Genomic DNA, 16082 nt, shown 5'->3' with positions numbered 1-16082 from the left:
CAGGAAGGGACAACAACCTTTGCATGGCCGGACTGACGCCCAGGCCGTTCAGCATGAGCACCAGAACGCTCACAAGTTTGACGCACGTCGCCGGACTGCCAAGGTCTGGTACCGAAGCCGACCACGCTGCAAAGCAGATCAACCCCAGCGGCAGCCTGCGTGTCCGCGGCAAGGCGTGCCGGCCGCTTGCCGTAGTCAACAGCCTTCGTCCCATGGAAAGTCCGTGAAATCGGCACGCTGGATGGTGTTGGCTGCTTCCACCACACGGGTGTTGAAGGAGTGGTTCGAGTCGAGCATGTGGGGAGCTTTCGGTTCGCCTGCGGATGGCGAACGCCTGCGCCCACCTCCGCACAAGTGGTCAAACAGCAATATCGTGACGTCGGAACTAAGTCGGAGCTAATCCGTCGCTGCTGCCGGATGCCGGCTAAGCGCATTGGGTGCGTAGCGAACGTTTCGGACGGGGCATCAGTCTGCGCCCGGCCAGGCATCCCTCAACTCCTCCGGCAGTTCCTCCACATACACCGTCTGCGGTGGCTCGAAGTAGATCACCAGCACCTTCTCACCCACTGGGTACACGCTGGTCTTGTCGAAGGGGCGGGCAAAGAAGGCGGAGGTACCTCCCAAGTAGGGAAGCATGACCTCGCCCAAGGTGTCCGGCCCGATGGCTCCCGTGACCCGGCCGATCTTGCCTGTGAGGCTGCGGTTCACCTCTTTATGCACCGGGCTCGTTGGCGGGAGCCGCGGCCGGTGCCGCAGCCGGGCGGGCAGGGGACTTCCCAGGCGCTGGCCGCGAGGGTGCTTCCTTGCCGCGCAACGCCGCAGCCAACGACGGCAGGAAGCTGCCCACCTGGGACAAGATCCCGCCCACCATGCTGTTCAGGCCGTCGCCGCCGTTGAGCACCGTGAGCTGCCCAATGCGTGAGAAGGGCTCGGCCGCCGCGGACACAATGGCTGGCATGTTCTCGGCGATCTGCTGCGAAATGACCGCATCCTGGTTCGATTCCAAGGCCTCGCCGCGGGCCTTGATACCCTCGGCTTCCGCCAAAGCCTTGGCTTTCACAGCCGAGGCCGCAGCGTTGCCGCGTGCCGTCGTCGCGGCGGCTTCAGCTTCACCGGTCACGCGTGTGGCACCGGCCATGGCGGCGGCGGCACCGGCGTTGGCTTGGGCTTCGAGTTCCACGCGTCGGGCGTTGGCCTGTGCTTCCAGTTCGGTTCGCTTGGCCAAGGCTTCTGCGGCGCTGATGTCCGCGGCTTTCTTGGCTTCGGCCTCCGTCCGCTGGGCGTAGGCCTTGGCATCGGCGGGCTTTCGGACGGTGGTTTGGAGTTTCTGTTCCTCACGGTCGGCCTCAAGCTTGGCAACCTGGGTTTCCTGCACCACCACCTCCTGGCGGGCTGTCGCGTCAGCCAGCGGCCCTGCCTGCGCTGCATTTGCACGGGCCTGCTCGGCGTTGGCCTGGGCCGCAGACTGCTGGATGGAGGAGCGGCTCTGCGCATCGGCGATGAGTGCGGCTGCTTCCGCTTCCTTTTCCGCGGCCTCCCGGTTCCTTGTGGCTTCGGCGATCCGGGCTTCCATCTTCACCTGCGCAATGTGCGGCTTGGCCAGGTTCTGAATGTAGCCGGTGGGGTCCTGAAGGTCCTTGATCTGCAACGAATCAACCACAAGGCCGAGCTTCTCCATCTCCACGCCGCTGGCACTGCGGACCTGAGAGGCGAGCTTGTCGCGTTCCCGGATAATCTCCTCCACGGTCATGCTGCCAATGATCGAGCGCAGGTGCCCTTCAAATACGTTGTACACCTGGCTCTCCATCTTGGGTTGCTGCCCCAGGAATCGGCGCGCAGCGTTGGCGATGAACGGGGGAGCGTCGCCGATCTTGTAGATCACCACTCCGTCCACGATCACCTGGATGCCTTGCGACGTGACACAGGAGACCTTGAGTTCGGTTTCGTTGAGCGTCAGGGCCAGGGGACGCACGGTCTGGAGTCCAGGAATCACCAGCGCTCCCTTGCCGGTGACGATCTTGAAGTCCATGCCGTCAGTGTTCTCCAGTGTTCCTCGCGTGAGGCCGGAGATGATCAGCGCCTCGTTCGGTTCCGCCACTTTCCACATGGCCTTCGTGGCGAGCCACACGAATCCGATGGCTACAACCACGCCAACGATCAAGGCAATGAGCGGGAAAAATGCTGAGAGGTCGTTCATGGACCCTGTCCCTTTCCAAAGAAACACTTAGCCGGAAGCCACAAGTGGTTGCTCGTGTACACAGTCTGGTTCCGGGGGAACAGGTAGTCCAGCAATTTTGTGCATCGGTTGTAGCGCTCGGAACAGGCGAGAGGGCATAAGAAGGCTGGTGCAACCTGGAGAGTATCCGTAGGTGGTTGCACCAGCTGCTAGTACGACTTTCAGTAGTTAGTTGTGACACCTATCCATTGGCCGCTCCTAGTTCCCGGCTTCGATGATTTTCCGGGCTTGCGAAGTCTGTGAAAACACCTCCAATTTTACGGCCGGACCACGGAAAAAGCTCCGGAGTTGGCGGCATTACCGGGAGTCTGCCGGGGGACTGGAGCCCTCCGTGGCACGATAGATCACGATGAAACTGCGCGCTGATCAGACCGGAAACCGTGGCCTCCCCATGCCTCTTTGGCTGCAGGGTGGTCTGGAAGCGGCTCAGGCGGCGTTCATTTCAGCCATCGTTGTGGTGTTGCCCCTGGTGGGGGTCTGGGCCACGGACGGATTCCAGAACCGCAACGTGGATGCGTTGGCCCGTCTGGCCGGCCAGGCATGGCTGCTGATCCACGGGGTTCCGCTGCATCTTGCGCAGGTCAATCTGGGCACCGCGGGGCAGCCGGGTTCGGGGTCCTTGTCCTTGATTCCCCTCGGCCTGACCCTCATTCCGTTCCTGCTGGCGTGGCGTGCCGGACGTCGCCTGGCCCGGGCCTCTTATACGGACCAGTTGTGGCAGGCGTTCCTCGGCGCATGGCTGGTTTACGCAGCCTTCGGCGCTGCAACCGGGTTCGTATGCCGGACCTCGGACGTGGTCATCAACCTGTGGTTCGCCATGTCCATCCCGCTGATCTCCTTCGGCCTGGGCCTGGTGGTGGGCGCGCGACGCGAGGCCGGTTCCTGGAGCCGCCTGATCGGCGTGGATGCCGTCAAATGGCTTGCCAAGACCAGCCAACATTCGCGCTGGGCCGGCTCCTACGTGGGCTCCGCGTTGAAGGCAGGCTTCGTGGCCACCATGGCCGCAGTCGCGCTCGCCGCTGTGCTCCTGGCCGTGGATATCGTGTGGCATTGGACGGACATCATCGCCGTCTATGAAGGCCTGAAGGCGGGTGCCCTGGGCGGCGCAGTCCTTACGATCGCGCAGCTCGGTTTCCTGCCGAACCTGGTCATTTTCACACTCGCGTGGTCCTCCGGCGCGGGCTTCTCACTCGGCGTCGGCTCCACCGCGGGACCGCTGGGAACCGCCGTCGGGCCTTTGCCTGCTGTCCCCATCTTCGGTGGGCTGCCCGCCGGACAACTCGACCTTGGCGGCATGGCCCTCGCGCTGCCGGTCGTGGCGGGGATCGTGGCTGGTTGGTGGTTCCTGCGGGAAGGCGAGAACCATTTTGACGAGTGGCTCTCCATCAAGATCAAGGCCCGCTGGTTTACGGCGGCGGTGTCCACGCTGTTCCTCGGAGCCTTCATCGGCGCCGTCGCGGGCCTGCTGAGCGCGGGTCTTGCGTGGATCGCCCGCGGTTCGGCCGGTATCGGCCGCCTGACGGACATTGGCCCCCACCCGCTATGGACGGCAGTGTGGGTGGCTGCCGAGGTGGGTATCGGCGTCGTTATCGGTTACGCAGTGGGGCCGTGGCTGGAACGCAGCCAGAAGCTCCGCGAGGCGAACCTGGACGAAAAAGCGTACGACGACGAACACGCCTAAGCCTGTCGGCGGCCGCTTGGGTGGGGGTGCCTAGCGCAACGGCCCGGGCATCGAGTTTTCCAGGTCCGCGAGGCACTGCGACTTTGCCGTCTCAGTCAAAGCCGACCGCGCACAATCCTGGTACGTACTCACCTGCCTGAAGAAGAGCGACGTTGTGAGGATCAGCAGGCACATGATCGCCGAGACCACCAAGCCGGAGATGGTTCCGAACAGCACGATCTTGGAGTGCTTGTACTTCACGGCCCGGACAAGGACCACAATTCCCAACGCCACGCTGGCCACGGTGAGGATGGCGCTGAGCCACACGTAGTTCACGTTCAGGGAGAAGACGAAGAACGATCCCAAGGCCGACAAAAGGAACGCACGGAACAGCACCTGCGTCCGCCCAAATGCGGACTTTTCCGCCTCGGCGCGGGACTTGGGACTCTGCCGGGGATCGACGTCGGGATTCATGTTTTCCAGCCTACGCGAGCCGCCCATAAGCTAGTGCAATGCGCATTGTTGTCCTCGTGTCCGGTACTGGTTCAAATCTGCAGGCTGTCATTGACGCCGTGAAGTCGGGTGAACTGGATGTGGAGATCGCCGCGGTGGGCGCGGACCGGCCGGACACCTACGGGGTTGAGCGCTCGGACGAGGCAGGCATCGAGACCTTCGTGGTCAACTTCAATTCGTTCGAAACCCGTGCCGAATGGGATGCGGCGTTGCGGGACAAAGTGCTCTCCTACAGCCCGGACGTGGTGGTTTCCTCGGGGTTCATGCGCATTGTCAGCGCGGACTTCATCGATGCTTTTGGCGGCAAGTACGTCAACACCCACCCCGCGCTGTTGCCTTCCTTCCCCGGTGCCCATGGTGTCCGCGACGCCATGGCGTACGGCGTGAAGGTCACCGGCTGCACCGTCCATTGGGCCGACGCCGGAGTGGACACGGGGCCGATCATCGCCCAGGAAGCCGTAGACATTGAGCCGGCTGACACCGAGGAAACCCTGCACGAGCGCATCAAGGTAGTTGAGCGCCGGCTCCTGGTCCAAACCCTGGCCAACCTCGCCGCCGCGCCCAACTAGGGGACAGTAAACGTCGCACTGAGGGCTCAGAGGAACGTTTGCTGTCCCCTAGTTGGGCGATCGGGCCAGGAGCCTGTGGATAACGTCACGCGCCGGTAGTCATTTTGCCAGCATGGGCTCATGAAGATCCCACGGCCGCTACCGGCAAACCTGGCTTCCAACCCCTTCACCAGGCAGGAAGCGCTCGACGCCGGTGTCACAGTGGGGCGTTTACGTTACCGGGATCTGGACTCGCCAAGCCGTCAAATCTTCATTCCCCGATCCGCTGACGAGCGTCCACTGGCGGAGCGTACCCGGCCGTTGACCCTTGTCACACCATTTTCGGCAGCCTCGCACGCAACAGCGTTCCTGCTCTGGGAGTTTCCGGGATTCCTGCCCGGAAGCCATATGCCCGGGATCCACATTTCGCGGCCTGACACGATGGGAAGGGTACGGAGGCGGGGCGTCATCGCCCACAGGGGACAGTTTTTCGAGGACGAGATCACCACTCTGAATGGCTTGTACATCACTACGCGTGCCCGTACGTGGCTCGACTGCGCCCGGAAGATGGATATCGACGAGATCACCGTCGTGGCGGATCATCTGATCCGCATTCCGCGGCCGGAGTTCGAGGGACGCACTGCACCGTATTGCACTCTCGCCGATCTTGAGGACATGCTGGACCGGCACTGGGGGACACCCGGAATCCGCAAAGCCCGCCTTGCTTTGGAGCAGGCCCGCGTCGGCGCCGACTCCGCGCCGGAAACGCGATTGAGGCTGGCACTGGGTCGGGCCGGGCTGCCCACAGCGGGTGTCAACGTGCGCACGGAACTGGGTCCCGGCGTCGTACGTCAACCAGACCTGAGTTACCGCGACTGGCAGGTCGCAGTCGACTACGAGGGTGAGGGGCACTCGGACCGCGAACAGATCGCCCGGGACATCGCGAAGGAAGAGGACTTCAGCCGTGCTGGATGGACCTTGGTGAGGATTTCCAAGCGCCACATGTCCACCGACGCAACAACCGCTGTGCGAAAAGTGCGGCGCGCGCTTGAAGAACACGGCTGGACACCCAAGTAGGTCGCATTTGTGCGCGTTTTGAGGGCTCAAAACGCGCACAAATGCGACCCAATTGGGTACCGGGGTGGGTGCTTACGAGAGGACGCGCTGCTTTGTTTCCGGGGCGAAGAACGCCATCCACAGCACGGAGAGCAGCACCAGCCCACCCGCCAGGGCGAAGGACGTAGCCAACCCGAATTCCGGCCAGAAGAACGAGGCAAACACCAGCGGCCCGAAGCCAGCGCCGATGCGGGAGAACGTCGACGCCCAGCCAAATCCGGACCCACGGAGCTCGGTGGGGTAGAGCTCGGACACGTAGGCGTAGAGGACCGGGATGGCCACCTGGACCACAAAGCCGAACACGAGCAGCCAGATCACTGCGGCCGAGGGAATGTCCACCACGAACGCCACGATCACCAGCGTCACCGCAGACAACGGGCCAGTGATGGCCAGGATCCATTTGCGGCCCACGCGCTCCACCAACAGGGCGGCGACAATCACCCCCAAAAGCCCGACGGCGGCCATGCCGGCTGTGGTGACAAAGGCCTTGTACTCCTCGAACCCGGCACCGATGAGAATGCGTGGCATCCACGTGAGGGACAGGTAGTAGACCAAGAGGACGGAGAAGAACAAGGCCCAAGCTGCCGTGGTGATCTTCCAGTTGAACGTCCAGATCCGGCGGAGCTGACCCCACGCGCTGCCAGCCGAGAGCCGCGGAGCGTCCTGCGGTTCGGGCAAGCTGTAAGCGCGGGCAGGAGCTCCGGTTGCTTCAACCAACCCGTCAATCACAGCGGCCGCCTCCACGCGCCGACCCTTGCGAATCAGGAACAACGGCGACTCCGGGACCGAACGGCGGACCCAGAACACCAGGAACGCGGGAATCACCATGACAAGCATCGTCAGGCGCCAATCCCCGTACAAAGCAACCAGCCCGGCCGACACAAAGCCGCACAGGGCCGCGCCCACGGGCCACCAACCGTCCATGGCTGTGAGCACCTTGCCGCGTTGCTTGCGGGGCGTAAATTCACCCACCAAGGCGTAGTCCACGGGGATGCAGCCGCCCAGGCCGAACCCTGCCATGAACCGGAAGATGCAGAACCACACGATGTCCGGAGCCAGCGCACCCAGCACGGTGAAGATGCTGAAGATCAGGAGTGTCGCGGTGAAGGCCTTCTTGCGGCCGATCGTGTCGGCGATGGTGCCCCACGCGAAGGCACCCACGGCCATGCCGATCAGGTTGGCGGTGCCGATCCAAGCGGCGTCGGCGGGCTGAAGGGACCAGTGCTTGGACAGCAGCGGAATGAGGATGCCGTTGAGCGTCACATCCCACGCGTCGAACATGAAGCCGAGGCCACCGATCAGGAAGATCTTGCCTTGGACCTTCCACCGCCACGGCAGTTCCTGCACCACTTGTTCGCCGCTGGGCACGGTTGTGTAAGTATTCATCAAGGCCTCCTACCTGCAACTCTAGGCGCTCGGCCAGACACTATTACTGCTGGCTTTCGATGGCCCTCCTCAGGAATCCGCCCGCCTCCTCCAGCGCACCCTTCGCTGCCGCCGGATCGAGCCCGGTCAGCACCACCAGGATGGCCGCCTTCACCGAACCACCAACCGAGTCCAGCGCCGCAGCCGCCTCGTGAGCCGAAACACCTGTTGCGTGTTGCACAGTGCGCTGCGACCGCGCCTGAAGCTTCTCATTCGTGGCGCGCAGGTCCACCATCAGGTTCCCGTAGGTCTTGCCGAGCTTCACCATCACCAGCGTGCTGATCATGTTGAGGACAAGTTTCTGCGCGGTCCCCGAATTGAGCCGCGTGGAACCGGCGATGAACTCCGGACCCACCACCACCTCGATCGCCACGTTCGCCAGATGACTCACGGCCGAGCCCTTGTTGCACGCCAGCGACGCCGTAAACGCACCCTTCTTCCGGGCCTCCTCCAGCGCACCGATCACGTACGGCGTCCTCCCGGACGCGGTGATACCCACGACGGCGTCCGCTTCCGTCACGTTGATATCGTGCAGGTCCCGCGCGCCCGCGGTCGCGTTGTCCTCGGCGTACTCCACCGGTTTCTGGATGGCTTGCGTGCCGCCCGCGATCAGCCCGACGACGAGTCCCGGCGGAGTCCCGAACGTCGGCGGGCACTCGCTCGCGTCAAGCACACCCAGCCGCCCGGCCGTCCCGGCTCCCACATACAAAAGCCGACCGCCGCGCTGCAGTCGCTCCGCAACGGCGTCGACCGTTCGGACAATCGCCGCACTGGCGTCTGCGACGGCGGCATGCACGCCCGCGCTGTGGGAGAGCATGGCTTCCACGAGTTCGTCGGTACCCAGGATGTCCAGGTCATTCAGGTTCTCTGCGGCGGCTTCCGTCTGCAGGCCGGCGAGTTCCGTGCGGAGATCGGCGAGTTTGTCAGCGTCAGTCGGGCCAGTTTGTTCCGTCACGGTGGATGTACCTTTCCTGGAGGAGCCCGCGGCGCGTCGCAGCGAGGGCGGCGCCGTCCAGGCCGTCGCCGAGCGGGGCCACCATCTCAATCCCAGCCGAAGCGAGGGACTTCTGCAAGAGTCCCGAGAAGAACCCAGAAGCGGCCACTCCGCCCAGGACGGCCACCCGCGGTTTGCCGCTTGCGTCGCCGGACGCGGCCAGTTTGACGGTGCTGGTCAGGATCGCGCAGGCGTCGTCAACGATGTGACGTGCGACGGCGTCACCCGCCTCCGCGGCGTGCAGAACCAGCGGCGCGAACCGGGCCATCGCCCGGTAGGGGTTCTCTTGTTCCGCGAGCCATCCAGGGAGGTGCTCAGGCGACTCGACCAGAGCGCCCGCCGCAGCGGAGAGCGAGGTGGCGGGGCCGCCGTCGTGCGCTTGCAGAACTGCTTGAAGACCCTGCTGGCCCATCCAGCGGCCGCTGCCGTGATCGCCAAGATAGGGACCCCAGCCGTCGGCACGGTGCAGGACGCCGGCTTCGTCGAAACGGAAGGCGACCGCACCCGTCCCCACAATCAGGCTGATGCCCGGTGCTCCCTGGAGTGCGCCGAGGTGGGCGGCGGTTGCATCCGAGAGGACGGCCGCGGGGACACCGAAGTGCTGGGCCAACATGGTCGCGAGCTCCCGCGACTTCTCCGCCGATGCCTCGACTCCGGCAACTGCTGCCCCGACGCCCGTCAACGTGCTCACAGGCAGGCCGGGCGGGAGCGTCGCGATGGTCTCGAGCAGAAGGTCGAAAGCCAAGGTGGGCCCTTTGTCGATGTGGACGCCCGGGAAGCCGTGCTGGTCCGCAGCGCCGAGCAACTCATCGCCGGCCCGCAGTTCCACCCGGCAACGGCTCTTCCCAACATCGGCAACAAGAACGACGTCCGTGGCATCCATGGCTCAACCCTATGTTGGAGGACGCAAAACCAGCCATGCAGCGAAACACGATAAACTGCCCATATCCCCACCGACCCGCGATATCTACGCGAACTAAGACGGAGACTTTTGTGAGCTTGACGCAGCTTGACCGTGTTCCCATCCGCCGTGCACTGATCTCGGTTTACGACAAGACGGGACTGGAGGAGCTCGCGAAGGGCCTGCACGCAGCCGGCGTCGCCATTGTTTCCACCGGCTCCACCGCCAAGAAGATCGCCGCCGCAGGCATCCCGGTCAAGGAAGTCGAAGAAGTCACCGGCTCCCCGGAAATGCTCGACGGCCGCGTCAAGACCCTGCACCCGCGCGTGCACGGCGGAATCCTCGCCGACCGCCGCGTGGAAGCACACATGGAGACCCTGGCCGGCATGGAGATCGAAACGTTCGACCTCGTGGTGGTGAACCTGTACCCGTTCGTCGAGACCGTGAAGTCCGGCGCCGCGCAGGACGACGTTGTTGAGCAGATCGACATCGGAGGCCCCGCCATGGTGCGTTCGGCCGCGAAGAACCACGCCGCCGTCGCCATCGTTACGGACCCCAACTTCTACGGCGCCGTTGTGGACGCCGCAGCTCACGGCGGTTTCGACCTGAACACCCGCCGCCGCCTGGCCGCCAAGGCTTTCGCGCACACGGCCAGCTACGACAACGCTGTTGCCTCCTGGACTGCCAGCCAGTTCCTGGACGAAGACGGCGACGGCATCATCGACTGGCCTGCCTACGCCGGCCTGGCCCTGGAGCGTTCCGAGGTTCTCCGCTACGGCGAAAACCCGCACCAGCAGGCCGCCCTCTACGTGGACAAGGCTGCTCCGGCAGGCATCGCCCAGGCTGACCAGCTGCACGGCAAGGCCATGAGCTACAACAACTTCGTCGACGCCGACGCTGCCCTCCGCGCAGCCTTCGACTTCGCCGAGCCCGCTGTCGCGATCATCAAGCACGCCAACCCGTGCGGCGTTGCCGTCGGTTCCGCTGATGCTGCCGACCCGATCGCCGACGCCCACGCCAAGGCCCACGCCTGCGATCCCGTCTCCGCGTTCGGTGGCGTCATCGCTGCCAACCGCACCGTCACCGCTGGCATGGCCCGCACGGTTGCCGACATCTTCACCGAGGTTGTCATCGCTCCGGACTTCGAACGGGAAGCCGTGGAGATCCTCTCCAAGAAGAAGAACATCCGCCTCCTCGCCCTGCCGGACGGATACGGCCGGTACGCATCCGAGATGCGCCAGGTGTCCGGTGGTGTCCTGGTCCAGATGAGCGACAAGGTGGACGCCGACGGCGACAACCCCGCCAACTGGACCCTCGCAGCCGGCGAAGCCGCCGACGAGAAGACCCTCGCCGACCTCGCCTTCGCCTGGACCGCCTGCCGCGCAGCCAAGTCCAACGCCATCCTCCTTGCCGATAACGGTGCCGCAGTCGGCATCGGCATGGGCCAGGTCAACCGCCTCGATTCCTGCAAGCTGGCCGTCGAGCGCGCCAACACGCTGGGCGTCCAGGTGGAGTCCGACGTCGATGGCGCCGGCGGTGCCTCCAACGCCAGCGGTGCCAACGCGCCTGAGCGCGCACGCGGTGCCGTGGCAGCATCGGACGCGTTCTTCCCGTTCGCCGACGGCCTGCAGATCCTGATCGAGGCCGGTGTCCGCGCCGTGGTCCAGCCCGGTGGCTCGGTCCGCGATGAGGAAGTCATTGCCGCTGCCAACGCCGCAGGCATCACGATGTACTTCACGGGCGCACGCCACTTCTTCCACTAGAAACGCGTAGCACCCCAACGCAACGGCGGCCGTCCCTCGAAAGGGACGGCCGCCGTCGTACTTAACAGGGACTTCCTACAAAGAAGCCGTTACGAAGCCGCAGCGGTGGTGTAGGTGGACTGGATCACGGAGCCCCAGTACGGGCCGTACATGGTGGTGGAGTTGCTGCCGTAGCCGTAGGAGTTGACCGAATTCTGGTATCCGCTGGAGCTGTTGCCGATGAACCACGGACCGCCCGAGGAACCGCCGGTCATGTTGCAGGGGATGCCCTGGGTGTTGAACTGCGGGTTGTAGGGATCGTTGGTGGCCGTGCCGGAGCAGCTCTTGAGCGATTCGCCGTTGAACGGAGGAGCTGCCGGGTAGCCGAAAGACTTGTAGCTCAGGCCGCGGGCGGCGTTGAACTGGACGCCTGAGGAGCCAACAACGTCAGCAAGCTTTTGGCCGTTGAGGGTGTTGACCACGGCAAACGCTGTGTCGTACTGCATGTTGCCGCTGGAGGCCCACTGGGTGGGGGAGTACAGCGCCTTTGCCGTCCACTTCCCGTAAGGTGCGGAGCCGTTGAGGTAGGCCGGGACAAACACGAAGTTGGTGGCGTACGCGCCCGGGCCTTCGTTGACGCAGTGCCCTGCGGTGGACACCGTGCTCTTGTTCGCTGCGGTGACGGAGTTGCCGGAGCAGACGTAGTTGGAGCCGCCGAGCGTGAAGAAGATCTTGCCGATGTGCTTGACCGGCGATTCGCTCTGGTTGACCTTCAGGTTGATGGCCTTGGAGTCGGTGGAGGCCTGCTGGCCTTCGATGCTGGTGACGGCGCCCGGGGCTTCGGTGACCGGGGCTTTGCCGAGGTTGAGCAAACCGGTGCGCTGCAGTGCCTTGGTGGCGAGGACATCGCCGTTCTTGGCGCTCTTCATGCGTTCCGGGGTCCAGTAGTCTGCGGCGCCGGCGTCCTGCGTCACATGGCTGCTGACCGCAGCACCGCTGGAGTCGGTGTCCTTGACGGGGGCCGCGTTTGCACTGGTGGTGCCAACCAGCGCAAGGATCGCGGCAGCAGACAGACTCAGCAGGCTTGTGGCCAGGGTCTTGGTTTTTGTCACGTTGTTCCTACCTAATCGAGGGAGTGAGGCGGCCAGTGATGGCGACCGCCGACTGACGGAATCGAAGCTACCCGGCGTGTGACAAGTTTGTAAAGAGATGTTTCAGAGTTTGTGATATTTTGCTGTCAGTTTCTTGATCGGGCTTGGGAGAGGAGTACGACGGCGGTGCGGCACCCCCGGCGGCCAGGCCGCCGTCGGGCTTTTGGGCGCCCGGGAAGCGTGTGCGAAGCGGCCGTGAAAGCGGTAACGCAAGGCGTGATCCCGGACACGAAGAGCCCCCAAATCGGCGTGCTCGGGTAAGTTAGAGATGTTGAAATCTGCAGACTTTCAGGGAGAACCCCGCCAATGGCCAAGATTATCTATACCCACACAGACGAAGCGCCGATGCTGGCAACCTACTCGTTCCTGCCGGTTGTGGAAGCGTACGCCTCGACCGCAGGTGTGGAGGTCGAAACCCGCGACATTTCGCTGGCCGGCCGCATCATCGCCGTGTTCGGCGATTTCCTGACTGAAGACCAGCGCACGGGCAACGCCCTGGCTGAACTCGGCGAACTGGCAAAGCAGCCGGAAGCCAACATCATCAAGCTGCCCAACATCAGCGCCTCCGTGCCGCAGCTCAAGGCGGCCATCGCCGAGCTCCAGGCCCAGGGCTATGCCCTCCCGGACTACCCGGACAACCCCTCCTCGGACACCGAGACGGACATCCGCTCGCGCTATGACAAGATCAAGGGCTCCGCTGTGAACCCGGTGCTGCGTGAAGGCAACTCTGACCGCCGCGCACCCCTGTCGGTGAAGAACTACGCACGCCAGAACCCGCACTCCATGGGTGCCTGGTCCGCTGACTCCAAGACCAACGTTGCCACCATGGGCCAGAACGACTTCCGCTCCAACGAGAAGTCCGTGGTCATCGAGGCCGATGACGCCCTGACCATCCAGCTGGTCCGCGAAGACGGCACGGTCAAGGTCCTCAAGAAGGACTTCCCCGTCCTGGCCGGCGAAGTTGTGGACGGCACCGTCCTGCGCGCCGCTGCCCTGGACGAGTTCCTCGCAGCACAGGTTGCCCGCGCCAAGGAAGAGGGCATCCTCTTCTCCGCACACCTGAAGGCCACCATGATGAAGGTCTCCGACCCCATCATCTTCGGCCACGTGGTGAAGGCCTACTTCTCCGAACTGTTCGACACCTACGGCAAGCAGCTCGCCGCAGCCGGCATCAGCCCGAACAACGGCCTCGCCGCCATCCTCAACGGCTTGGAAGACCTGCCGGAAGACGTCCGCGAAGGCGTCAAGGCAGCCATCACCAAGGGCCTCGAAGACGGTCCCGCGCTGGCCATGGTTGACTCGGACAAGGGCATCACCAGCCTGCACGTTCCCTCGGACATCATCGTGGACGCCTCCATGCCCGCCATGATCCGTACCTCCGGCCACATGTGGGGCCCGGACGGCAAGGAAGCCGACACCCTGGCAGTCCTCCCGGACAGCTCCTACGCCGGCGTGTACCAGGTTGTCATCGACGATTGCCGTGCCAACGGTGCGTTCGATCCCACCACCATGGGCACCGTCCCGAACGTTGGCCTCATGGCCCAGGCAGCTGAAGAATACGGCAGCCACGACAAGACGTTCGAGATCGAAGCTGCCGGTACGATCCAGCTCGTGAACCGCGCAGGTACCGTCCTGATCGAACACCAGGTTTCCCCGGGCGACATTTGGCGCGCGTGCCAGACCAAGGATGTCCCCATCCGCGACTGGGTCAAGCTGGCCGTCACCCGTGCCCGGGCTTCCCAGACGCCGGCTGTGTTCTGGCTGGACAAGGGCCGCGCCCATGACGCCAACCTGATCGCCAAGGTCAACGAATACCTGAAGGACCACGACACCGAGGGCCTGCAGATCGAGATCCTCTCCCCGGTTGAGGCCACGGCCTTCACCCTGGAGCGCATCCGCAAGGGCCAGGACACCATCTCCGTTACCGGCAACGTGCTCCGCGACTACCTGACGGACCTGTTCCCGATCCTCGAGCTCGGCACCAGCGCCAAGATGCTCTCGATCGTTCCGCTCATCAACGGTGGCGGCCTGTTCGAGACCGGCGCCGGTGGATCTGCCCCGAAGCACGTCCAGCAGCTGGTCAAGGAAAACCACCTGCGCTGGGACAGCCTGGGTGAGTTCCTCGCCCTGGCCGTCAGCTTCGAGCACCTTGCGACCACCACCGGCAACGCCCGCGCCCAGGTCCTCGCCGATACGCTGGACCGCGCCACGGGTACGTTCCTCCTGGAGAACAAGTCCCCGCGCCGCAGCGTTGGCGAGCTGGACAACCGCGGAAGCCACTTCTACCTGGCCATGTACTGGGCCCAGGAACTGGCCAAGCAGACGTCCGACGCTGAGCTGGCTTCCGCCTTCGCTTCGATTACCGACGCGCTGACCTCCAACGAAGAGGCAATCGTTGGTGAGCTTGCCGCAGTGCAGGGTCCCGCCGTCGAGCTGGGCGGTTACTACCGTCCGGACGCCGCCAAGGCCGCTGAGATCATGCGCCCGTCGGCCACGTTCAACAAGGTCCTCGCGACGCTGAAGTAAAGTCCCAACTGACTCGCAGTTGTTGTTGTTTTGAGCTCAGAACACCAACAACTGCGAGTCAGTTGCGTTTAACGGTCCGCCGCGAACCGCGCAGGCGCCGTGCCGCCGTCGACGATGTCCTTCAGCACCCGGCCAATTGCCGGAGTGAACTTGAAACCGTGGCCCGAGAAACCGGCGCCCACCACCAGCGGGCCGATACTGTCCAGGACGAAGTCCTCATTGGGCGTGGTGGTGTAGGTGCAGCTGATGGGAACCGCGGTGGAAGGGTCGACGCCGGGAAGCCACTCCTCGGCGTACCGCACCAGGGCTTCGAGCTGCTGGGGGATGGGCTGGAAGGTGCGCTCGTCCGGGTCCATGACGGGTCCGACGCCGTGCCAGCCCGCCTTAACGCCTTCGCCCGGGGTGAGCATGCCGTAGACGGGGCTGAACCAGTACTCGTAGAGCTCGTTGTTGGGGTCGGGGTCCGGGTTGTGGTTGAAGCTGGGCCACACCAGCGCGTTGTCTGTGGGGGTGAAGTGGGCTGGCTGCTCCTGCGTGACCACCAATGCCGGGAGCTTGGCGAGCCCGTCCAGGACCTTCGTGGTCCACGCACCTGCAGTGACCACCACGCGCTTGGCCGTGTATTCAGTCTCTTCGGTCACCACCACCACCGACTCGGCGCCGTCGACGCGGATGTCCCGGACCGGCGTCGAGTATTTGAAGATAGCGCCGCGGGACTCCGCGGAGGTCCGGAGCGCAACCAGCGCATCTGCGGCCCGGATCCGACCGGATCCCGGGACGAAGAGAACGTCGGTGGCGAAATTCATGCCCTGCCAGCGGTCGGCGGCCTCGGAAGCTGACATGAAGTAGCTCTCCACACCGCGTTCCTCATGGGCGGCGCGGATCCCCTCCAGCTTGGGGGTGTTGCCGTGGTTGGCCAGGCCCACGAGGTCCAGCAGGGGAGCGCCGTGTTCCGCGGCGAGCTCGTCCCACAGGATTTTGGATTCATCCAGCAGGTCCAGGTAGTCGGCCTCGGCGTAGGCGGTGTTGAAGTTGCGGGTCGCACCGTGGGAAGCGCCGATGTGGTGTCCAGCCTCGAACCGTTCCAGGAGCACCACGGATTTTCCGCTGCGGGACAACTGCCACGCGGCCGCCGATCCCATCGCTCCGCCGCCAACAACCACCACGTCAACCTGCATCCCCGCTCCATCCACAAAGTCCGCGGCTCCAACCAGAGCCACCTCCCATTCTGCCCCCACCCACCCAACTGGGTCGCAGTTGTGCGCGTTTT

General features: G+C 64.4%; 13 protein-coding genes. 5 read left to right on the top strand and 8 right to left on the bottom strand.

Annotated elements, in window-relative coordinates:
- Window positions 1–465: 465 nt before the first annotated feature.
- Together ACIQT2_RS13545 and ACIQT2_RS13540 are read right to left on the bottom strand one after the other, a co-directional pair.
- The gene (locus ACIQT2_RS13545) at window positions 466–720 is read right to left on the bottom strand and encodes a hypothetical protein (RefSeq protein WP_402947162.1); all 255 of its coding nucleotides are present in this window, start codon (window positions 718–720) and stop codon (window positions 466–468) included.
- Entirely contained in the window at window positions 713–2197 is a 1485-nt protein-coding gene (locus ACIQT2_RS13540) for a flotillin family protein (protein ID WP_402947160.1), read from the bottom strand. Before ACIQT2_RS13540 ends, ACIQT2_RS13545 begins: the two co-directional genes overlap by 8 nt.
- Window positions 2198–2585: 388 nt before the next feature.
- On the opposite strand from ACIQT2_RS13540, the gene ACIQT2_RS13535 reads away from it, so the two are divergent.
- The gene (locus ACIQT2_RS13535) at window positions 2586–3917 is read left to right on the top strand and encodes a DUF6350 family protein (protein WP_402947157.1); all 1332 of its coding nucleotides are present in this window, start codon (window positions 2586–2588) and stop codon (window positions 3915–3917) included.
- A 30-nt stretch (window positions 3918–3947) separates the two neighbouring features.
- Here the strand turns inward: ACIQT2_RS13535 and ACIQT2_RS13530 are convergent, their stop codons facing one another.
- The gene (locus ACIQT2_RS13530; protein WP_402947155.1) at window positions 3948–4397 is read right to left on the bottom strand and encodes a hypothetical protein; all 450 of its coding nucleotides are present in this window, start codon (window positions 4395–4397) and stop codon (window positions 3948–3950) included.
- A gap of 11 nt (window positions 4398–4408) precedes the next feature.
- Between ACIQT2_RS13530 and purN the strand changes: the two genes are divergently transcribed.
- Both purN and ACIQT2_RS13520 read left to right on the top strand, forming a co-directional pair.
- A complete protein-coding gene (purN, locus tag ACIQT2_RS13525) occupies window positions 4409–4978 on the top strand; it encodes a phosphoribosylglycinamide formyltransferase (protein ID WP_402947153.1) in 570 nt (189 codons plus the stop codon).
- A gap of 120 nt (window positions 4979–5098) precedes the next feature.
- Window positions 5099–6034, top strand: a complete 936-nt coding sequence (locus ACIQT2_RS13520) for a hypothetical protein (RefSeq protein WP_402947150.1) — start codon at window positions 5099–5101, stop codon at window positions 6032–6034.
- 72 nt (window positions 6035–6106) lie between these two features.
- Here ACIQT2_RS13520 and ACIQT2_RS13515 read toward each other — a convergent pair whose 3' ends face one another.
- From ACIQT2_RS13515 to ACIQT2_RS13505, 3 genes are read right to left on the bottom strand one after another with little or no spacing between them, the layout of a single operon-like run.
- Window positions 6107–7459 carry an MFS transporter gene (locus ACIQT2_RS13515; protein ID WP_400337497.1) on the bottom strand — a complete coding sequence of 451 codons (1353 nt, stop codon included), beginning with the start codon at window positions 7457–7459 and terminating at the stop codon, window positions 6107–6109.
- Between the two features lie 43 nt (window positions 7460–7502).
- A complete protein-coding gene (murQ, locus tag ACIQT2_RS13510) occupies window positions 7503–8453 on the bottom strand; it encodes an N-acetylmuramic acid 6-phosphate etherase (RefSeq protein ID WP_402947146.1) in 951 nt (316 codons plus the stop codon).
- On the bottom strand, window positions 8428–9375 hold the full coding sequence (locus tag ACIQT2_RS13505; RefSeq protein WP_402947143.1) for an N-acetylglucosamine kinase: 948 nt from the start codon (window positions 9373–9375) through the stop codon (window positions 8428–8430). Before ACIQT2_RS13505 ends, murQ begins: the two co-directional genes overlap by 26 nt.
- A 110-nt stretch (window positions 9376–9485) precedes the next feature.
- Here ACIQT2_RS13505 and purH point away from each other — a divergent pair, with 110 nt between their 5' ends.
- Window positions 9486–11156: a bifunctional phosphoribosylaminoimidazolecarboxamide formyltransferase/IMP cyclohydrolase gene (purH, locus tag ACIQT2_RS13500; protein ID WP_402947140.1), complete on the top strand. Its 1671-nt coding sequence runs from the start codon at window positions 9486–9488 to the stop codon at window positions 11154–11156.
- Window positions 11157–11245: 89 nt separating this feature from the next.
- On the opposite strand, the gene ACIQT2_RS13495 is transcribed toward purH, so the two are convergent.
- Window positions 11246–12247, bottom strand: a complete 1002-nt coding sequence (locus tag ACIQT2_RS13495) for a trypsin-like serine peptidase (RefSeq protein ID WP_402947137.1) — start codon at window positions 12245–12247, stop codon at window positions 11246–11248.
- 345 nt (window positions 12248–12592) lie between these two features.
- Between ACIQT2_RS13495 and ACIQT2_RS13490 the strand changes: the two genes are divergently transcribed.
- Window positions 12593–14812 (top strand): NADP-dependent isocitrate dehydrogenase, encoded by a 2220-nt coding sequence (locus ACIQT2_RS13490; protein WP_402947135.1) that lies wholly within the window; start codon window positions 12593–12595, stop codon window positions 14810–14812.
- 68 nt (window positions 14813–14880) lie between these two features.
- Here the strand turns inward: ACIQT2_RS13490 and ACIQT2_RS13485 are convergent, their stop codons facing one another.
- Window positions 14881–15990, bottom strand: coding sequence for an FAD-dependent oxidoreductase (locus ACIQT2_RS13485; protein ID WP_402947133.1), 1110 nt, complete (start codon window positions 15988–15990; stop codon window positions 14881–14883).
- Window positions 15991–16082: the final 92 nt, after the last annotated feature.

The sequence above is a fragment of the Paenarthrobacter sp. NPDC090522 genome (genome assembly GCF_044769225.1).
GTDB lineage: Bacteria > Actinomycetota > Actinomycetes > Actinomycetales > Micrococcaceae > Arthrobacter.
The sequence above is the reverse complement of the archived record's forward strand: the minus strand, read 5'-3'. Positions and strand labels throughout refer to the sequence as shown.